The sequence below is a fragment of the Lujinxingia vulgaris genome (genome assembly GCF_007997005.1).
In the GTDB taxonomy this organism is placed as follows: domain Bacteria; phylum Myxococcota_A; class Bradymonadia; order Bradymonadales; family Bradymonadaceae; genus Lujinxingia.
In genome coordinates this window covers 106,621-125,641 of the sequence record NZ_VOSL01000006.1, presented here as the reverse complement: position 1 = coordinate 125,641, position 19,021 = coordinate 106,621, and the positions used below count along the sequence as shown (strand labels likewise).

The following is a 19,021-nucleotide window of genomic DNA, read 5'->3' as shown; positions in this document are numbered from 1 at the left end:
GGCGACCGCCGCCTGGCCGCCGGGCGCGTCGGCTACGCCGTGGTCCTCGTGCTCGCCGCGGTGGGACTGGCCGTGATCGATGCGGCGGCGCGCCCCGGCTGGGCGGTGGCGATGGCGCCTGCGTTGATGCTCGCGCTGATCATCAACCCCTGGCTGCGCGTCTCCCGTCAGGCAGCGCGCCTGCAAAGCCCCACCGCGCTTCCGCTGGCGCCATCCGATGTGGACAACGCCGTGTTTCGCCTGGCGGTGCGTGAGGTCTTCTTTCTGGCGCTTCCCTTCGCCCTGCTCGTCGCGCTTATCAACGGTCTCTGGCGCTCCGAGCCCGGCGCCTGGATGGTCGCGCTCGCTTCGCTCGCGCTCGCCACGGGGCTTGCCGCGGCGCTGCGCCTGCTTCCCCGGACCCGCACTCGCGAGCGCTGGCTGCCCGCCGGCGTCACCCTGATACTCGCCGCGCTGGCCGGCCTCTCGCTCCCCGTCGCATTGGTGGTGAGCGCCACCCTCATCGCCGCAGCCCTCGTTCTGCCCTCCCCGTCCTCCTCACCCGCCGCCCCCGGCCGGAGCCCCGCATGACCGCCCCCACCCCTGCCCTGGTCTTAGAGAACCTCACCAAACGCTACCGTCGGCTTGTGGCCGTCAATCAGGTCAACCTGAACATCGCCCCTGGCGAGTTCGTGGCGCTGATCGGCCCAAACGGCGCCGGCAAGTCCTCGACGATGGGCTGCGTCGCCGGCATCACCGCCCCGGATGAAGGCAGCGTGCACATCAACGGCGTCGACGTCGTGGCCAACCCGGTGGAGGCCCGCAAACACCTGGGCTTTGTGCCCCAGCACCTGGCGATGCTCGACTACCTCACCGGCCTTGAATACCTGCACTTTGTCGCCGAGCTTCGGGATCTGAAGCCTGCCCAACGCGACGCCGAGATCGAAGAGCTGCTGGTCATCACCGAGCTCGAAGACGCCCGCCACGTCGTGCTCAAAGAGTATTCGGGTGGCATGGCCCGAAAGCTCGCCATCGCCTCGGTCCTGCTCGGCAGCCCGAAGCTGCTCGTGCTCGACGAGTCCTTTGTGGGGCTTGATCCCGAGTCGACCGCGCGCCTGCGCAGGCGCTTGCAGCGCCACTGTGACGAGGGCGGCGCGATCCTGCTCTCCAGCCATATCCTGGACATGCTTGAGCGCCTCTGCTCCCGCTTCGTGCTGCTTCAGGGCGGCGAGCTGGTGATGGACATCAGCCGCGCCGAGCTCGATCAGAAGATGACCTCGGGGGAGGTCCATGACCTGACCGAGCTCTACCTGAAGACGACCGGGAAGATCGACCTCCTTGGCCACGCAACCCCTTAAAATTTAAGCACTTTCAGACCACCCCATTGAGACTCAACGGGGTAGCGCCACCTCCACGAAGCGTCCGGCGCGCGAGACGGTCACCCGCAGCTCCTCGCCAGCCCGACGCGCAAAGACCAGCGCATCGCCGCGCTCCACCCCGGCGCGGGCCGCGGGGCTCTGGGGGTCCACCACATCGATCTGGTGGCCAGAACCGGTGTCGACAATCCGCTGTCCCAACGCCCCTTCAATCGCCGACATCGAGCGCACCCGGTCGGGCACGGGCATCGAGAGCAGCGGTCGCCCCAGCCGCACCGTCGCCCCGCCGCGCCCCCCCGGCTCCACGCCCACGAGTTGCCCCTCGCCCCACCCCGGGTGCGTCGCGTAGAGGGTGAGCGGCCCGTCGGCGGGCACCTGCAGGCTCAGCGCGCGGCTTCCCGCGCTCACGCCGGCGGCCACCCGGTTGCCGGCGTGCCAGACCTCCACCCAGGCGCCCGTGACGCCGGCGCCCTGCGGGTCAGCCACATAGATCTCCAGCGCTTCGCGCGCAGCCTCGTCTTCATCTTCATCGATCGACGCGCCCCCTCCGGACGACGCCTCGCCCACCGCGAGGCTGGAATTCGAGCTCGACTGCCCCAACACCTGGACCACCGGCGCGCGCCAGGCCTCGGGCATGCGCAGACCACCGCCTTCGAGGAGCTCGACATTGAGCATAAACGCATCGTCGGTCTCGTGCTGCACCTGCAGGGTGCGGCGTGTGTGCCCCTCGGCGTCGATGGTCACGTAGTAGGTCCCCGGTGGAATCTGGCGAAAAGCTGCGACGCCGTCGGCGCGGGTGGTCACATGCAGGTGCAAGAGCGCCAGGCTCTCGCGGGAGAGTCGCACAAAGGCGCCCTCCACCGGCGCGCCCTCGGCGTCAACGATGCCCAGGCGAAGATCGGCGGCGGGTGAGGCGCGCACAAATCGCGCGCCCTCCTCGGCAAAGACCGGACCGCCCGGGCCCTGGATCACGCCCCAGAAGGCCCGGGGTTCTTCATCGTCGTCGCTGCGCGCCAAAAACTCATAAAAGCGCATCGGCTCATCACCCGGGCCGCGCGCGCCGGGCTCGGGCAGCGCCACATAGCCGGCCTCGTCGCTGCGAGTTACCACGGGGGGCCACAACCCCGGCGCGCTCACCATCACCCGTGACGCCAGCGCGCGCTCGTCCTCATCGAGCACCTGCACCCATCGCGCCTGCGTCGGCGGTGCATCATCACCCGCCAGGGCGCGAGGCTGCTCAACCTCGCCCTGATAGGGGGCGAGCACCCCTTGCTCCAAGTCGACGCTGTGCTTAATCTGCTCCTCGTCGGCCTCTCCGAGGACGCCAATGGCGAGCGCAGCCAGACCGACCGCGCTGACTCCCCCCGCCCACCATCTCTGGCCTCTCCTCACGTCTTTTGCTCTCACGTGCCGGCAATGCCCGGCGCTAAGTGTCGTCTATGGAAACCCGGTGGCCCCTGCAACTTAGCCTCGACGACGGCGCCCTCGAAGCGCTCCACGTCTACGACAAGCCCCTTCACCTCAAACGGCGTGGCGCGCAGGCGCTGGTGATCGACACCGGCGAGGAGCTGAGCACGCGCCACTGCGCCCTACCTGCAAGTTGCAACGCGCTGCGCTTTCTTCCGAACTTCGGTGAGCGAGCGCTGCTGGCCTTCCCCACCCCGCAGCTTCTATGCCCGGCCGGGCTCACCATGCAAGTGGTGCTGGGACTTCCCCTGGGCCTGCGCATTGAGGCGCTGCATCCCGGCGGCAGCGTGCATCTTCTGGATCTGCCCGCGCCGCGCACCTCTCCGGGGCTCTACGGGCCGGTGGACTCCGGGCAGATCTGCACCTCGTTTCGGGCGCCGGTCTGCGCGCCCGACGCCGGTCAGGGGCTCGACGAGCACCCGATCTGCGCGCTCGATCTTCGCCTCCCCGATGAGACGCACTATGCGTTGTGGGCGACGATCCCGCTGACCGTCACCAACACCACCCCGGAGCCGCGCGAAGTTAGCAAGATCATGCTGCCCACCGCCTCGCTGGGTCTGTACCGCCGCCCGGATCGCGATCGTTTGTGCACCAGCCAGGTGCAGATGCGCCTGCTCGGCCCCAATGAGGCCGAGGTGCTCGTCGACAACGGCCCCGAAGGCGGTGAAGCCATCGCGCACAGCGGTCGCAAGCCCAACGCCCATGAGACGCGCCGCGCCTACACATTTCTGCACGCCTACCGCGCCAAGACCGGCCTGGAGCACGGCTTCTAGGCCCCAGAACCCCCTATGAATGAGACTATCAACCGCTGGCTTACTCGCCTGGGCGGCTGGGAGGGCATGGAGCCCTATATCCTGGGCGTCTTCTGGGTCATTGTGGGCTACTTCATCGCGAAGTTCTTTGCCCGTGGGGTGGAGCGCGTGGTGCGACTGCGCCACGGCGCAAGCCCCCACAGCGCGGTCATCGCCAGCAAGACCGCGTTCTACGGCGCGTTTATGCTCGTGGTGCTCATCGCACTCAGCGCGCTGGGCGTGCAGCTGAGCGGACTTCTCGCCGCCGCGGGGATCTTCACCGTGGCGCTGGGGTTCGCCGCCCAGACGAGCGTCTCCAATATCATCTCGGGCTTCTTCCTCTTTATGGACCGGCCCTTCTCGATCGATGACACCGTCAAGATCGACACCACCCTGGGCACCGTCATCTCCATCGACCTTCTGAGCACCCGCATCCGCACCTTCGACAACCTGATGGTGCGTATCCCCAATGAAGTGCTGCTCAAGAGCACGATCATCAACTACACCCTCTACGGCGTGCGCCGCATTGAGGTGCCGGTGCGCGTGCCCTTTGACTGCGAACTTCAGGTGCTTCAACGCAAGCTCACGCACACGATGCACGCGCTGCCCACGATCCTCGATGAGCCCGCCCCGATCGTGCTGATCGACCGCTTTGGCGAGAACGGCATGGAGCTTTTGGTGCGCGCCTGGAGCGAGCGTCAAAACTACGTCTCGGCCAAGAGCGAGCTGACAGGTGCGATTCACGCTCGGCTGCGTGAGCTGGGCGTGGACGTGCCCCTTCCCCAGCGGGTGCTGCACCTCGGTGAGACCATGGACGGATCGACGCTGGTCTCACAGCTCCGTGAAGGCGTCGCACCAACCGGGGGGCGCACGCGTCGAACCGCGCGCGAAGACACCGTTGCGACCACCTCCGGCGACTCCCCGGCTTAAAGGGCGCCTCGCCAGGGGTGAGGGTCGCTCAGGCGTCGAGGCGCTGAATCACGCGCCTCGCCATACTCTGCAGCGTACCGGCGTCGTGGAGCTGCTCCAAAAACGCGTCGGTCTCCACCCCGCTCTCCCCGGCCTGCAACAGACGCGTGCCGCCCTGCTCCCCACATTGCTGCAAATGCGCCTGCACCAGCGCGTGATCAAAGCAGCGCTCCATAAATCGCACGCTCCCCGGATGCCCGTGCCAGAGCGAGGCGCACGCCTCCACAAGTTCTTCAGCATACGCCTCACTGCCCAGGTACCCCGGCGTGCAGGGGCGACGGTAGCCAAAGCGCCCCAGAAGCGTCGTGGCCACATAGATGTTGGCCACGAAGCCCTCGATCAGCGCGCGCGCCGACTCTTCGAGCCGGTCGCAGCCGTAAAGCGCGAGCCCCCGGTTGTAGAGCACCGCCGGCTCCACGGGCACCGCCTCATAACAACGCAGCGCCTCGTGCAGGAGCCCCATGCGGTGATAGGCCTCCCCGGCCAGGAAAAGACACCCGATGTACTGCTCCGGGAAGTTCGAGCCCAGCCACTCGAAGTGGCGCTGGGCCGCCTCGAGCTCTCCGAGGCGATAGAGGCAGAGCGCGCGACCTTCCACGGCGCGAAGCACCGGGTCATCGCCGCTCTCCACCTCCCCGGCGTTCAGGCCCTCGGTAAAGACCACCTCCATCGCGCGCCGGTAGGAGCCCTCGGCCTCGACCAGATCGCCCTGCTCCCAGGCGATAAGCCCCAGATAGCTCAAGAACTCAAAGTCCCGGGGGAAGCGCTCCACGGCCTCGGCCAGCACAGCCCGAGCTTCCTGATAGTCCTGCGAGGCGATCGCCTCAAGCGCCCGCTGAAGGTAGGGCTCCCGCCCGGCGAGCTCCGGGTCGACCGGGGCGTCGGCATCGAGCAGACGATCGAGCTCCAGACGAAGCTGCGAGAGCAGCTCTCGCATGCGATCGCGCGACTCCGGGCGAAACTCCGAGAGTGACTCCACACCCGTTAACACTCGACAGGCGTCACCCAAAAGCTCAAGCAATACTTTCATAAACCTTCCAGCGTCACTTTCACAATCCCACAGGCAACACTTCAAGCCCGCACGGCCGGGGGCCAGGCATAGAGGCCGCTCTCAGTACCCGCTCAGGCTCGTCGAGATTGGCGGTGCCGTCAAAAAATTTCCCCACGCCATACCCCGGCCCTTCGCCATGCTGGCTCGAACGTCGCCCTGCTCTGCCCCCATTGCCAGGCGCCCGTGTTGATTCTGCGCTTCTCCCCGTGCTAAACACCGCCCCCATTGACCGCACGCGCGCGGATTGACCGCACGCGCGCGGAAGACACTCGCGAGCAAGGCTGTTCTTTGCTCCCGATGCCTCGGCCGATCTCGCGTCGCCGCGGCCCCGCTCTCAGCTCGAACTCGCCATACGATGTGGACGCTATGATGACTCCCAACGAACTTCGCAGCCGCTTCCTCGCCTTCTTCGAAAAGCACGATCACCGCGTGGTCGCCTCCTCGCCAGTCGTCCCCCAGGCCGACCCGACGCTGCTCTTTACCAACGCAGGCATGAACCAGTTTAAAGACCTGCTGCTGGGCAATGAGACCCGCGACTACACCCGCGCGACCAGCGTCCAGAAATGCGTGCGCGCCGGCGGCAAGCACAACGACCTCGACGAAGTCGGCAAAGACGGCCGCCACCTGACCTTTTTCGAGATGCTCGGGAACTGGTCCTTTGGCGACTACTACAAGCGCGAGTCCATCAAGTGGGCCTGGGACTTTCTGCTCAACGAGCTCAAACTCGACAAAGACCGCCTCTACGTCACCATCTACAAAGATGACGACGAGTGTTTTGATATCTGGACCCAGGAGATGGACGTCGCCCCCGAGCGCGTCCTGCGCCTGGGCGATATCGAAGAAGGCGACGAAGAAAACTTCTGGTCGATGGGCCCCACAGGCCCCTGCGGTCCCTGCACCGAGATCCACTACGACCTGCACCCCGAACAGGGCCCCTTTTCCTTCCAAGAAGGCTACGACGACGACCGCATCAACGAGATCTGGAACCTCGTCTTCATGGAGTTCAACCGCGACGAAGACGGCACGCTCAACCCGCTGCCGATGAAGAGCGTCGACACAGGGCTGGGGCTCGACCGCACCGCGATGGTGCTCGCCGAGCGCGACAACGTCTTCCACACCGAGCTCTTCACCCCCATCTTTAAGACCCTCTTTCAGCTCCTGGGCGACGACGTCGATCGCGACCTGGAAGCCTTCTACAAAGCCGAGAACTTCTCGGACTACGCCGTCATCGCCGACCACGTGCGCACGGTGACCTTCGCCATCTGCGATGGTGCGAAGTTCGCCAACGACGGGCGCGGCTACGTGCTGCGCCGCATCCTGCGACGCGCGGTGCGTCACGGACGCAACCTCGGCTTTGAGGGCCCTTTCCTGCATAAAGTCGCCGCCACCGTCGTGGAGGCCTATGGCGAGGTCTACCCGGAGCTTCGCGCCACCGGTCAGGAGGCCGGCGAACTCATCCGCCTCGAAGAAGAGCGCTTCTTCCGCAACCTGGATCGCGGCCTCGAGCTCTTCGAAGACGCCGCCGCCCGCGCCGAATCCGAGGGCCAGAAGACGCTCAGCGGCGAGGAAGTCTTCCAGCTTCACGCCACCTTCGGCTTCCCGCCGGATCTCACCGAGATCATGGCGGAAGAACGCGGCATGAGCATCGACTGGGAAGGCTACGAAGCCCTCTGGAAAGAGCACCAGGAGACCAGCCGCGGCAAAGACATGTATGCCGACGCCGCCGGCGTGGGCGACTGGGTGACCCTCGAAGAAGGCAGCGCCGACACCTTCATCGGTTACGACGCACTGGAGGCCACCTCCACCGTGCGCAAGATGCGTAAGATCGCCACCGGCTATGAGCTGCTTCTGTCCGAGACGCCCTTCTACGCCGAGAGCGGTGGCCAGGTCGGCGACCGCGGCCAGCTGGTCAGCAGCGACGGCGCGGTGGTGCTCAAGGTGGAAGACACCCAGAAAGCGCCCATCGGCATCGTGCACCGCGTCAGCGTGGTGGATGGTGAGCCCGACTTCAAAGGTGAGTTCAAAGCGGTCGTCGACGCGCGCCACCGCCAGAAGACGGCGGCCAACCACACTGCGACTCACCTTCTGCACGCCGCGCTTCGCGACGAGGTCGACAGCGCCATCTTCCAGGCCGGCTCGCTTGTGGCCCCGGACCGCCTGCGTTTTGACTTCAGCTACGGCAAGCCGCTGACCGCCGAGGAGCTCCGACGCATCGAGGCCCGCGTCAACCGCCAGATCCGCGAACATCATCGCGTGAGCTGCCACACCGGCGTCGACCGCGACACGGCCGTCGAGGAGATGGGCGCGATGGCGATCTTTGGCGAGAAGTACGGGGACACCGTGCGCGTGGTGGAGATCCCCGGTGAGTCGGTGGAGCTCTGTGGCGGCACGCACGTGGCCAATACCGGTGACATCGGCCTCTTCCGCATCACCAGCGAGTCCAGCGTCGCCGCCGGCATCCGCCGCATTGAGGCGCTTACCGAAGAAGGCGCGCTGGAAGCCTTCCAGAACGAGCGCGAGCAACTTCAGAAGCTGGCCGAGCTCTTCAAGTCCGATGTGGCCAACCTCAATGACCGGGCCCGGGCCATCCTCGAAGACCGCAGCCGACTAGAGCGCGAGGTCGACAGCCTCTCGCAGAAGCTCGCCAACCGCGGCGCCGACGCCCTGCTCGATGAGGCTGCCGAGGTCGATGGCCTCAAGGTCATCGCCACCTCGGTGGCCGCCGGCACCCGCGACCAGCTGATGGCCTACGCCGACAACCTCCGCGAGAAGCTCGGCCAGGCCGAAGCCGTCGTGCTGCTCGCCAGTGAGATCGACGAGAAGGCCGCGCTCATCTGCGTGGTGACCGACGCGGCCTTTACGTCGCGTAAGGTGAAAGCCGGTGACCTGATCAACCGCGTCTCCAGCCACGTCGACGGGCGCGGCGGCGGACGCCCCACCCTGGCGCAGGCCGGCGGCCAGAACCCCGCCGGCATCCCCGCGGCGGTGGAGGCCTTCGCCGACGCGGTGCGCGACGCGCTGAGCTAAGCCATCGGCACATGCTCCACAAAAAAGCCCGGGCTCATCGAGCCCGGGCTTTCTTTGTGCAAGAGCAAACCCTGATGAAGTTCTTATGCAACGCGGCGGAGCAGCCCCTGCGTCAATCCTGCTGCGCCGCCTCGGCGCTGGCGCTCACCGCGGAGCCCACCTCCGTCATCGAGAAGGTGGCGATGGCCGCCGCAAAGAGCGAGAGCGCCACGATCGCCGCCACAAAGTAGCTCTGGCGACGGCGCAAGGCGCGCACCTCGTCGGAAAGCGCGCCGATGAGCTCGGCGCCGCGCTGGGCGCCCAGGTTCAGCTCCTCCACCCGGGCAGTGGCCTCCTCCAGCGCCTCTTCGCTGGCGATGAGCTGGGCGCGGTAGGTGGCGACCTCCACCGAAGTCTCACTGGGCGGTCGCAGCGCCTGGTCACTCATCTGCTCGCGGGCGTCTCGGAGCGCGCGGGCCACCTCCTGACGCTCCTGCGCAAAGAGCGCCGCTACCTTCCCGCCGAGCCCCTCACGCAGCGCTTCGAGATCAACGCCCAGCCCGCTCAGATAACCGCGAATCGCCGCGCCGAACTCTCCGGCGCGCTGGTAGCGCTCGCCAGGCTCCCGCTCAAGCGCCCGCATAATGATCGGGTCGATCTCCGCCGGCACCCACTCCGACGCCTTGCTCGGCGCATCGATTGGCTCAGTCAAAAGCGCCTCTTTGACCTCCTCGACCGAACCACGGCGGAAGAGCCGCTGCGCGCTCACAAGCTCATAGGCGATCACACCCAGGCTGAAGATATCCGAGCGCCCGTCCACACCTTCACCGCGGCATTGCTCCGGGCTCATGTAGGCGAACTTTCCGCCCACCAGATCGTCGCTGCCCGCCGCCGTCTCCCCCACCACCTGCGCGATGCCAAAATCGAAGACCCGGGTCATGCCCTGGTAGGTCACCATCAGATTCTGCGGGCTGATATCGCAGTGCACGATCGAGTAGCTCTGCTGATCGATGTCCACAAAATCATGCACATAGTCGAGGCCCTCACACGCGTCGGCCACGATAAGCAAGGACTCGTGCAGGCTAAGCCCGTCGCCCTGCGAGAACGCTCGCTGCGCCAGGTCGGCAACGGTCTGACCGGCCACATAATCCATGACCATAAAGTGCTCATCGCCCACCTGCTTGGCGTCGTGCACTGTGACCACATGCGGGTGCGAGAAGCGCGAGGAGACGGTCGCCTCTTTATAAAAGAGCGCCTCAAAGCGGCGGTCCCCCAGATTGCGGTCGGGGATTCCCTTAATCACCACCGGCCGAAAAAAACCGTGGGGCCCACCACGTGCGGCCAGGAACACCGCCGACTGCCCACCTTTGGCCAGATGGGCCAGCAGTCGATACTCCCCGAGCTGTCGGTTCTCGCGTTCCACGCTTCGCCTACATCGTTTGCGCGTCGGGCCGGCCGCATACTTTATGCGGCCCCTCGGACCCAACGGAGTCACCCGATCGAAGGGGCGATTGTAGAGAGGGCAGATCGACGGTGTCAATCGGCCCTCTCATCACACTGACCTGTCAGGCAAACCCACTGCCACAACCACGAATCATTCCACGATCACGGTCTGCTCGGCGCTAAAGGTCGCGCTGAGCTGCCAGGCGTCGTTCTCGCCATCTTCATCGTAGTCGTAGTTCACCGACTCCGGTCCCCCGAAGAGCTGCGTCAGCGGAAGCGGCTCCTGACCGGGAACAATGATCAGCCCCACATCCTCGATCTCGGAGAGCAACACGAACCCGCTGAGCACCCCGTCGTTGATCACCGGGTTCTCGCCAGCCGCGCTGGCCTGAAGTTTCGCATCGATGGCCAGGTCGCGAATCGGGATGACCGTCTTGTTGATGTCGCCACCCGACTCCACGGTCGCCACAAAACTTAAGAGCGGCAGCGTCGCCGCAAAATCGCCATTGGCAGCGATGGTGCCGGCCGCCGCTTCGGGCTCCTCGACCTCTTCATCCCAGACGTACTCACCGGCGGTCTCGGTCTTGAGCCCCGCCCCGCCGCGTACCTGCAAGGTACCCGCGTCGGTATCAAGGTCGCGAAGTTCCACCAGCACCACGACCGGGTAGTCCAGATCCTGGTCGAGGAAGTACTCCAGCGGGCTGTTGAGCGAAAAGCCCGGCGTGCCCCGATCAAACGCAAAGGCGTTGAAGCGCATGTCATACTGCGCCTCAAACTCCGGCTCGTCGGCGTAGTCGCCAGCGGCGTCTTCTTCGGTGTCCGCATCAGCTTCCACGCCCGCGTCGACCTCCTCCTCGGACTCGCCACCGCACGCTGCCGTCGCGAGCAACCCCGCCGACACCAACCACACCATCCACGCATTCGACATCTTCATGGCTCTACCTCATCCAGGTTCATCTTCGGCAGGGGGTGCCGACCCTCATCAGCGTTGACCTTAGTCGCCCAGCGGCTCCAGCGGACCAAACCCGACGAGCTCCTCAAAGAGCGCGAAACGCTCCTCGATCGCCTTCGTGTTCAGATCGCGCAGCGCGTTAAGGCTGAAATCTTCCACGCAGAAGCTCGCCATCACACAGCCCACCACCGTGGCCTGGCGGAGCTCTTTGGTCCCAATCGTCTCACAGCTCGAGAGATAGCCCAGCAGCCCCCCGGCGAAGGTGTCGCCGGCACCGGTCGGATCAAAGACCGACTCAAGCGGATAGGCCGGCGCAAAGAAGATCTCTTCGCCGCTGAAAAGCAGCGCGCCATACTCGCCGCGCTTGATCACCAGGTGCTTCGGACCCCGGGCCTGAATCGCGCGCGCAGCCTTGACCACATTGGCCTCACCGCCAAGTTTGCGCGCCTCGCCCTCGTTGATCACGAGCATATCGACCTTGCTCAACACCCGGTCGAGCTCGTCGCGCTTGGGACCATCAATCCAGAAGTTCATCGTGTCGGCCACAACCAGCCGCGGGTTCTTGACCTGCTCTAAGACCTCCAGCTGCAGGCTGGGGTCGATGTTGGCCAGAAACACGATCTCGGCGTCGCGGTAGGTCTCGGGCAACTTCGGGTGGAAGTCACCAAAGACGTTGAGCTGGGTGTCGAGGGTGATGGCCTCGTTGAGATCGAAGCCGTACTTGCCTTCCCAGCGGAAGGTCTTGCCGGCCACGCGATGCAACCCCTCGCAGTCGATCTGACGGGAGCATAAAAAGTCGACCTCCTCTTGCGGGAAGTCTTCCCCGATCACCGCGACGAGCTGCACGTCGGTGAAGTAACTGGCGGAGGTGGAGAAGAACATCGCCGATCCGCCGATCGCCTCTTCTGCCTTACCAAAAGGCGTCTCAACCGAATCAAACGCCACCGACCCTACGACCAAAAGACTCATGCCTGGACTCACTCCGTTCAGACGCACCACGGCGCCCGATGCTTTAATGAACTACGCGCTCGGCCCTCTCACTCTCAGGCGTTGGCCGGGCTCTCATTGCGAAACTTTTCCAGCCGCTTGCGCACATGCGGCGGCTCTTTTTCCCCGGGCTTGCCGAGTTGGCCGCAGGCGGCCATCTCGTCGCGCCCCCGGGTGCGCCGACGGTACACGCCGACGTTGCGATCGACCAGATACTTCTGGAAGGCGTCGATGCGCTCCTCCGGCGGGGTCTGGAAGGGGGTGCGCGGGTGGGGATTGAAGGGGATGAGGTTGATCTTGGAGGGGATCTCCCGCGTCAGCTCGATGATGCGCTGCGCGTCCTCCAACGTGTCATTCAAGTCGCGAATCATCACGTACTCAAAAGTGATGCGCTCGCGATTGGTCAGCGGAAACTCCTTGAGCGCCGCCATCAACGTCTCCAGATCCCAGCGGTCGTTGACCGGCATGATCTGCCCGCGCGTCTCGTCGGTGGTGGCGTTGAGGCTGATGGCGAGCTGCACATCGGTCTCTTCGCCCAGGCGTTTGATCGCCGGCACAAGCCCCGAGGTCGACACGGTGACCTTGCGTCGCGAGAAGTTCAGCCCCTGCTCATCGGTCAGGATATGAATCGCGCGGATGACGTTATCGACGTTATGCAGCGGCTCGCCCATACCCATGAAGACGATGTTGCCGATATGCCCGTTCACATCGCCCATGCGCCGGCGCGCCTGCACCACCTGCTCGACGATCTCGGCGGTGCTCAGGTTGCGCTTGAGCCCCATCTTCGCCGTGTAGCAAAAGGTGCAGCCCATCGCGCAGCCCACCTGGCTGGAGATGCACAGGGTGTTGCGCCCCTCCGAGGGAATGAACACCGTCTCGATGACCGCCCCGTCGTCACACTTAAAGGTGAGCTTGGTCGTGCCATCGCTGGCGGTATGCGAGCCGTCGAACTCCAATGGCGAGACGCGGGCCTTCGCGCTGAGCTGCTCGCGCAGCCCTTTGGAGAGGTTGGTCATCGCCTCAAAGTCATCGGCCAGGTGCAGGTAAAGCCACTGGTAGACCTGCTTGGCGCGAAAGGCTTTCTCGCCAAACCCCTCGGCGAGCAGCTTTTTGAGCTCGGCCTGGGTAAAGTTTTTCAGGTCAATGGGACCGAGCTCGTCGGTGCCCTGGCTCAGCGCTTCGAGCGCCTGGTCGATGCTCGGGGAGCGTTCGCGTCGCATGGGGGTCTCTCTCTCAGAAAAAAGGCGGCCGAGCTGAGCCTACGCCGAGTGCGAAAGGATCTCAAACCGTGCCGCCAGCCCAACACACGCTCCCTTTACAGGGGTACGTGCCGAGCGTCCACCTCGCGCACCCTTCGTGAGGGCGCGCGAGGTGAAAACCGCCGCCGACCCAACGTCGGCGACGGCCTCAAAAATCAGCCGCGCGAGAAGAGCTGCACGTCGCTGAAGAAGTACTTGATCTCGATCGCGGCGTTCTCAGCCGAGTCCGAGCCGTGCACGGTGTTCTCACCGATGTCGGTGGCGTAGAGCGCGCGCAGGGTGCCTTCGGCGGCTTCGGCCGGGTTGGTGGCGCCCATGATCTCGCGGTTCTTGGCCACGGCGTCTTCGCCTTCGAGCGCCATCACGACCACCGGGCCGCGGGTCATGAACTCAACAAGCTCACCGAAGAAGGGACGCTCTTTGTGCACCGCGTAGAAGCCTTCGGCTTCGTGCTTGGCCAGGTGCGCCATGCGGATGCCCACCGGGGTGAGGCCTTCTTCTTCAAAACGCGCGATGATCTTGCCGATCACGTTCTTTTCCACGCCGTCGGGCTTGATGATGCTCAGGGTACGTTCAATCGCCATGGTGTGTCTCCAGATTCAATCGTTGGATGTCGGGGTGTCGCTATTCAACAAGGGGCAAACTCAGCCCATCGCTTTCTTGAGGGTCTCACCGATCTCGGCCGGCGAGCGCGAGACGGCGATGCCGGCGGCTTCCATGGCCTTGAACTTCTCTTCGGCCGTGCCTTTGCCACCGGAGATGATCGCACCGGCGTGGCCCATGCGCTTTCCGGGAGGGGCCGAGGCGCCGGCGATGAAGCCCGCGACCGGCTTGCTCATGTTGGCCTTCACCCATTCGGCAGCTTCTTCTTCAGCCGTGCCACCGATCTCGCCAATCATCACGACGGCTTCGGTGTCCGGGTCGTTCTCGAAGAGCTCGAGCGCGTCGATGAAGTTCATGCCGTTGATCGGGTCGCCACCGATACCGATGCAGGTGCTCTGCCCGATGCCCAGCGCGGTGAGCTGACCGACGGCTTCGTAGGTCAGCGTGCCGGAGCGGCTCACCACGCCGACGTTGCCGGGAAGGTGAATGTGACCGGGCATGATGCCGATCTTGCACTTGCCGGGGCTGATCACACCGGGGCAGTTCGGGCCGAGCAGGCGCACGTTCTTGTCTTTGAGGTAGCGCACGACCGTGATCATGTCCTGAACGGGCACGCCTTCGGTGATCGCCACAATAAGCTCCACGCCGGCGTCGGCTGCTTCCATGATCGCGTCGGCAGCGAAGGGGGGCGGCACGTAAATGACGCTAGCGTTGCATTGGGTCTCGGCGACCGCCTCGGCGACCGTATCGAAGACCGGCGCGCCGTGAACCTTCTGGCCGCTCTTGCCGGGGGTCACGCCACCGACGACGTTGGTGCCGTACTCGATCATCTGCTCGGTATGAAAGCTACCGACCGAACCGGTGATCCCTTGCACGATCAACCGGGTGGACTCGTCTACCATTACACTCATCTTCAACCTCTATATGTCTCTGGGCGGCGCCCCACCCTGGGGGCGACCGCGCCGGTCAACGCGTCTTGGATTGCGCCGGGGCGATCAGCCCTGGGTCAGCTCGATGGCCTTGCGAGCGCCATCGGCCATGCTGTCGGCGCTCACGATGTCGAAGGGGCTCTCTTTGAGGATCTTCTTGCCGAGCTCCACGTTGGTGCCCGCCAGGCGGACCACAAGCGGCACCTTCAGGCCCACTTCCTGCACGGCGTTGACCACGCCGTCGGCGATCACATCGCATTTCATGATGCCGCCGAAGATGTTGATGAAGATCACCTTCACCGCCTCATCCTGGGTGATGATCTTGAAGGCCTCGGCGACCGTCTCTTTGGTCGCTCCGCCCCCCACATCCAGGAAGTTGGCCGGCTCGCCGCCGTAGTGGCTGATGATGTCCATGGTGCCCATGGCCAGACCGGCGCCGTTGACCATGCAGCCGATGTTGCCGTCGAGGCTCACGTAGCTCAGCCCGTGCTTTTTGGCTTCGAGCTCGGCCGGGTCTTCTTCGGAGACGTCGCGCAGCGCTTCGACGTCGGCGTGACGGTAGAGCGCGTTGTCGTCAAAGTTCACCTTGGCGTCCAGCGCGATGAGGTCGCCGGAGCCGGTGACCACCAGCGGGTTGATCTCGACGATGGAGGCGTCTTTTTCGACGAAGAGTCGGTAGAGCGCCTTCATGAACTTGACCGCCTTGAAGACGGCCTTGCCTTCCAGCCCCAGCGCGAACGCGACCTGGCGGCCCTGGAAGTCGGCCATGCCGGTGAGCGAGTCGATGAAGACCTTGTGGATCTTCTCGGGGGTCTTCTCGGCGACATCTTCGATGTCGACGCCACCCTCGGTCGAGGCCATCAGCACCACGCCATCGCGGGCGCGGTCGACGACCATACCCAGGTAGAGCTCGCGGGAGATGTCCACGCCGCTCTCCACGTAGAGGCGACGCACGACCTGGCCTTCGGGGCCGGTCTGGTGGGTGACCAGCGTGGAGCCGAGCAGCTCGGTGGCGATCTCGCGAACCTCATCGAGGCTTTTGGCGAGCTTGACGCCGCCGGCCTTGCCGCGACCGCCGGCGTGAATCTGGGCCTTGACCACCCAGAGCTCTCCGCCGAGCTCTTCGGCGGCCTTCACCGCCTCGTCGACGCTAAACGCCGGGGTCCCCTGGGGGACGGTCACCCCGTACTCGCGAAAGATCTGCTTGGCCTGATACTCATGGATGTTCATACGAACTTACCTGCCGTTGGAAGATCAACCTACGCGCAGCGCGACCCGCTTTGCCGGCCTCCACGCCCTGCCAAAATCACAAAAATAGCGGCCCGCAATGCGCGGCCGCCGCCTTATTACCGCCGGGGTGCCAGCGCGTCAAGGCGGCCTGCCCGCCCATATTCGACTCGCTCGCGCTCCCGAAATCGACGCTATTTAATGCCCATCCCCACATAGGTCAGCGGCACCTCAAGCACCCGCGAGAAGACCTGACCGATCTGGTGGGTCTCTCCTTTATGGGGTGAGGCCTCGACGATGGGGACCAGCCGCCCCTGCGCATCGCGTAGAAGCAATGTGAAGGCATGCACCTTCGTGCCCTCCCCGTCGCTGGAGATCGGGTACTGCGTCATGCCAAAGACCAGCTCTTCGACCTCATCAAAGGGCACCGCAAGCTCGGTGCCCTGCACAGGCCAGGTGACGATGCCGCGCATCAGGTCGAGCTCGCATAAGAGGTGCTCTTCCAGGCTCGTCTTCTTTCCGAGCTTGAGCATCACCGAGCCGGCCACCACCGCGAGCATCACCCAGAGCAGATCCCACATCGACTGAAACCCGGAGCTGCCGCGAAAGACAATCATCGCAGCGAGCAGCCCGGCCAGCATCACCGCGCCCCAGAAGCCCCAGGGGACCACCGCCGGGTTATCGCGCTCCCCGCGCACCTGCAGCGTGCGGCCGGGACGCTCCTTTAAAAAAGGGCTGTAGACCATGCGCGCCCCGGGTGTGGAGACCACCCGGGCCGACGGCTGCACCACAGGCTCCTGCTTCCCCCATTTGACGGGGAGCTTCTCATCCATCGCTACGTCTCGCGTAAGTCCCAGTTCAACGAGCGCCATCATCGCCTCCTTCGGCTTGGAAAGTCCATATGGCGAGTGCGCAGCTCACCAGGTCGCTTTGAGGGTGGGATGATGAGCACCGCGATGAAGTCACAAAATACTTTCTCGGAGAAGTCCCACGGCGAAGGGCAAGAGCGCCGTCGTTGACACTTCGGCAAAGCGCGTGTTTTAGTCCGCGATTCCATCGACGCTTTGCGTCAAATTCGCCCGGGCCCTCGCGGCTTAAGCCGGGCATGAACCTTTGATGATCCCTATTAAGGAGCAGCTCGTGAGTACCTTCCTCGATCAGCACAAGCGCACCCATATGTGTGGCGAGCTCAGCGAGAGCCAGATCGGTCAGACCGTCACCCTGGTCGGCTGGGTCGCCAGCCACCGTGACCTCGGCGGGATGGTTTTTGTTGATCTTCGCGACCGCACCGGCATCTGCCAGCTGCGCTTTGATCCGGACCTGGACGAGGCGACGCTCACCCGCGCCGGCCAGCTCCGCTCGGAATGGTGCGTGGCCATCATCGGGGAGGTGGTCAGCCGCGGTGAGAACGTCAACGAAGAGCGCTCCACCGGCGCCGTTGAGGTGGTCGTGAAGACGCTGGAGGTCTTCTCCGAAGCCAAGACCCCGCCCTTTGCGATCCGCGACGATTGCGACGCCAACGAGAACCTGCGCCTGGAGTACCGCTACCTGGACCTTCGCCGCCCGATGCTGCAGCGCTCGCTGCTCACGCGCAGCAAGGTCTACTCACTCACCCGCAACTACCTGACCTCGCAGGGGTTTGGGGAGTTTGAGACCCCGGTGCTCACCCGCTCCACCCCGGAGGGCGCGCGCGACTATCTGGTGCCCAGCCGCGTGCACCCGGGCAAGTTCTTCGCGCTGCCGCAGTCCCCGCAGATCTTTAAGCAACTTCTGATGGTCTCGGGTTTTGACCGCTACTTCCAGATCGTCAAATGCTTCCGCGACGAGGACCTGCGCGCCGACCGCCAGCCGGAGTTCACCCAGATCGATATGGAGCTCTCCTTTGTGACCGCCGAAGACGTGATGAAGGTCTGTGAGGGCCTCATCAAGTCGATCTTCGAGGGCACCCTGGACATCGAGATCAACCTCCCCTTCGAGCGTATGGCCTACGACGAGGCGATGCGTCGCTTTGGCGTCGACAACCCCGACCTTCGCTTCGGCATGGAGATCAGCGACGTCAGCGACCTTGTGGCCACGAGTGACTTCAAGGTCTTCAGCGCGACCGTTGAGGCCGGAAACACCGTGCGCGGCCTCTGCATCAAGGGCGGCGCCGAGACGCTCAGCCGCAAAGACATCAACGGGCTCGAAGACACCGTCAAAGTCTACGGCGCCAAAGGCCTGGCCTGGGCCAAGGTGGGCGACGGGGAGTGGAGCGGCTCGATCGCCAAATTCTTTGACGACGGCGACCGCGCGGCCATCGAGCAGAAGATGGGCGCCGAGGCCGGCGACCTCGTGGTCTTCGTGGCCGACCGCGAGTCGGTCGTGAACCCGGCGCTGGGCAACCTGCGCAAACAGCTCGGAAAAGACCTGGGCCTGGCCGATCCCAACGCCTTCCGCTTCGTGTGGATCACCGAGTTCCCCATGTTCGAGGCCGACGAAGAAGAGGGGCGCCTCTACGCGATGCACCACCCCTTCACCAGCCCGCTTCCCGAAGACTTCGAGAAGCTCAAGACTGACCCGCTCTCGGTACGCGCCCAGGCCTACGACCTGGTGCTCAACGGCAACGAGATCGGCGGCGGCTCGATCCGTATTCACCGCCAGGACGTGCAGAACAACGTCTTTGAGCTCCTGGGGCTCACTCAGGAAGAGGCCAACGAGAAGTTCGGGTTCTTGCTCAAGGCGCTCACCTACGGCACCCCGCCCCACGGCGGCATCGCCTTCGGTGTGGACCGCCTGGTGATGCTGCTCACCGGCGCGGCGAGCCTGCGCGACGTCATCGCCTTCCCGAAGACCACCCGCGCGGCCGACCTGATGTCGGAGGCTCCCAGCGCGGTCGACGCCGCTCAGCTCGATGAGCTCAGCCTGAGCGTGCGCGCCCGCGAAGCCACAACCGAACAAGAAGCCGAATAATATCAAGCACTTAACACATCAACCGCCTCCCCG

The 19,021-nt window shown here is 64.9% G+C and carries 15 protein-coding genes and 1 pseudogene; 6 read left to right on the top strand and 10 right to left on the bottom strand.

All coding sequences use genetic code 11. The annotated features are described in order from the left end of the window. A pseudogene (locus FRC96_RS21635) lies at positions 1 to 570 on the top strand (hypothetical protein); the annotation flags it as partial. Next, the gene (locus tag FRC96_RS01365; RefSeq protein ID WP_146972244.1) at positions 567 to 1,337 is read left to right on the top strand and encodes an ABC transporter ATP-binding protein; all 771 of its coding nucleotides are present in this window, start codon (positions 567 to 569) and stop codon (positions 1,335 to 1,337) included. The pseudogene FRC96_RS21635 and the gene FRC96_RS01365, both read left to right, overlap by 4 nt. Positions 1,338 to 1,370: 33 nt before the next feature. Here the strand turns inward: FRC96_RS01365 and FRC96_RS01360 are convergent, their stop codons facing one another. Continuing rightward, positions 1,371 to 2,621 (bottom strand): carboxypeptidase regulatory-like domain-containing protein, encoded by a 1,251-nt coding sequence (locus FRC96_RS01360; RefSeq protein WP_146972243.1) that lies wholly within the window; start codon positions 2,619 to 2,621, stop codon positions 1,371 to 1,373. A gap of 173 nt (positions 2,622 to 2,794) precedes the next feature. On the opposite strand from FRC96_RS01360, the gene FRC96_RS01355 reads away from it, so the two are divergent. Both FRC96_RS01355 and FRC96_RS01350 read left to right on the top strand, forming a co-directional pair. Next, positions 2,795 to 3,595, top strand: a complete 801-nt coding sequence (locus FRC96_RS01355) for a hypothetical protein (RefSeq protein WP_146972242.1) — start codon at positions 2,795 to 2,797, stop codon at positions 3,593 to 3,595. Between the two features lie 15 nt (positions 3,596 to 3,610). Then, on the top strand, positions 3,611 to 4,543 hold the full coding sequence (locus tag FRC96_RS01350; RefSeq protein ID WP_146972241.1) for a mechanosensitive ion channel family protein: 933 nt from the start codon (positions 3,611 to 3,613) through the stop codon (positions 4,541 to 4,543). 28 nt (positions 4,544 to 4,571) lie between these two features. Here FRC96_RS01350 and FRC96_RS01345 read toward each other — a convergent pair whose 3' ends face one another. Further along, positions 4,572 to 5,612, bottom strand: a complete 1,041-nt coding sequence (locus tag FRC96_RS01345) for a tetratricopeptide repeat protein (RefSeq protein WP_146972240.1) — start codon at positions 5,610 to 5,612, stop codon at positions 4,572 to 4,574. A 387-nt stretch (positions 5,613 to 5,999) separates the two neighbouring features. Here FRC96_RS01345 and alaS point away from each other — a divergent pair, with 387 nt between their 5' ends. Continuing rightward, positions 6,000 to 8,660 (top strand): alanine--tRNA ligase, encoded by a 2,661-nt coding sequence (gene alaS / locus FRC96_RS01340; RefSeq protein WP_230469741.1) that lies wholly within the window; start codon positions 6,000 to 6,002, stop codon positions 8,658 to 8,660. Positions 8,661 to 8,772: 112 nt separating this feature from the next. Here the strand turns inward: alaS and FRC96_RS01335 are convergent, their stop codons facing one another. From FRC96_RS01335 to FRC96_RS01300, 8 genes are all read right to left on the bottom strand, one after another. Then, positions 8,773 to 10,062 (bottom strand): serine/threonine protein kinase, encoded by a 1,290-nt coding sequence (locus FRC96_RS01335; protein ID WP_230469740.1) that lies wholly within the window; start codon positions 10,060 to 10,062, stop codon positions 8,773 to 8,775. 171 nt (positions 10,063 to 10,233) lie between these two features. Continuing rightward, entirely contained in the window at positions 10,234 to 11,016 is a 783-nt protein-coding gene (locus tag FRC96_RS01330; protein WP_146972238.1) for a hypothetical protein, read from the bottom strand. Between the two features lie 60 nt (positions 11,017 to 11,076). After that, positions 11,077 to 12,003: a PfkB family carbohydrate kinase gene (locus FRC96_RS01325; protein ID WP_146972237.1), complete on the bottom strand. Its 927-nt coding sequence runs from the start codon at positions 12,001 to 12,003 to the stop codon at positions 11,077 to 11,079. A 74-nt stretch (positions 12,004 to 12,077) separates the two neighbouring features. Further along, a complete protein-coding gene (rlmN, locus tag FRC96_RS01320) occupies positions 12,078 to 13,241 on the bottom strand; it encodes a 23S rRNA (adenine(2503)-C(2))-methyltransferase RlmN (RefSeq protein ID WP_146972236.1) in 1,164 nt (387 codons plus the stop codon). Positions 13,242 to 13,435: 194 nt separating this feature from the next. Beyond that, positions 13,436 to 13,864 (bottom strand): nucleoside-diphosphate kinase, encoded by a 429-nt coding sequence (gene ndk, locus FRC96_RS01315; protein ID WP_115602982.1) that lies wholly within the window; start codon positions 13,862 to 13,864, stop codon positions 13,436 to 13,438. Between the two features lie 60 nt (positions 13,865 to 13,924). Continuing rightward, positions 13,925 to 14,794, bottom strand: a complete 870-nt coding sequence (gene sucD, locus FRC96_RS01310) for a succinate--CoA ligase subunit alpha (protein ID WP_146972235.1) — start codon at positions 14,792 to 14,794, stop codon at positions 13,925 to 13,927. A gap of 84 nt (positions 14,795 to 14,878) precedes the next feature. Continuing rightward, on the bottom strand, positions 14,879 to 16,042 hold the full coding sequence (gene sucC / locus FRC96_RS01305; protein WP_146972234.1) for an ADP-forming succinate--CoA ligase subunit beta: 1,164 nt from the start codon (positions 16,040 to 16,042) through the stop codon (positions 14,879 to 14,881). A gap of 191 nt (positions 16,043 to 16,233) precedes the next feature. After that, complete coding sequence (locus tag FRC96_RS01300) at positions 16,234 to 16,911, bottom strand: hypothetical protein (RefSeq protein ID WP_146972233.1); 678 nt, start codon at positions 16,909 to 16,911, stop codon at positions 16,234 to 16,236. A 268-nt stretch (positions 16,912 to 17,179) separates the two neighbouring features. Here FRC96_RS01300 and aspS point away from each other — a divergent pair, with 268 nt between their 5' ends. Then, entirely contained in the window at positions 17,180 to 18,988 is a 1,809-nt protein-coding gene (gene aspS / locus FRC96_RS01295) for an aspartate--tRNA ligase (protein WP_349632743.1), read from the top strand. Positions 18,989 to 19,021: the final 33 nt, after the last annotated feature.

What these genes read in the sequence shown, in the direction of transcription:
- sucD (WP_146972235.1), bottom strand. Translation starts at nt 14,794, where the DNA reads ATGAGTGTAATGGTAGACGAGTCCACCCGGTTGATCGTGCAAGGGATC.
- FRC96_RS01345 (WP_146972240.1), bottom strand. Translation starts at nt 5,612, where the DNA reads ATGAAAGTATTGCTTGAGCTTTTGGGTGACGCCTGTCGAGTGTTAACG.
- FRC96_RS01330 (WP_146972238.1), bottom strand. Translation starts at nt 11,016, where the DNA reads ATGAAGATGTCGAATGCGTGGATGGTGTGGTTGGTGTCGGCGGGGTTG.
- ndk (WP_115602982.1), bottom strand. Translation starts at nt 13,864, where the DNA reads ATGGCGATTGAACGTACCCTGAGCATCATCAAGCCCGACGGCGTGGAA.
- rlmN (WP_146972236.1), bottom strand. Translation starts at nt 13,241, where the DNA reads ATGCGACGCGAACGCTCCCCGAGCATCGACCAGGCGCTCGAAGCGCTG.
- FRC96_RS01325 (WP_146972237.1), bottom strand. Translation starts at nt 12,003, where the DNA reads ATGAGTCTTTTGGTCGTAGGGTCGGTGGCGTTTGATTCGGTTGAGACG.
- FRC96_RS01365 (WP_146972244.1), top strand. Translation starts at nt 567, where the DNA reads ATGACCGCCCCCACCCCTGCCCTGGTCTTAGAGAACCTCACCAAACGC.
- FRC96_RS01355 (WP_146972242.1), top strand. Translation starts at nt 2,795, where the DNA reads ATGGAAACCCGGTGGCCCCTGCAACTTAGCCTCGACGACGGCGCCCTC.
- alaS (WP_230469741.1), top strand. Translation starts at nt 6,000, where the DNA reads ATGATGACTCCCAACGAACTTCGCAGCCGCTTCCTCGCCTTCTTCGAA.
- FRC96_RS01300 (WP_146972233.1), bottom strand. Translation starts at nt 16,911, where the DNA reads ATGGCGCTCGTTGAACTGGGACTTACGCGAGACGTAGCGATGGATGAG.
- FRC96_RS01350 (WP_146972241.1), top strand. Translation starts at nt 3,611, where the DNA reads ATGAATGAGACTATCAACCGCTGGCTTACTCGCCTGGGCGGCTGGGAG.
- sucC (WP_146972234.1), bottom strand. Translation starts at nt 16,042, where the DNA reads ATGAACATCCATGAGTATCAGGCCAAGCAGATCTTTCGCGAGTACGGG.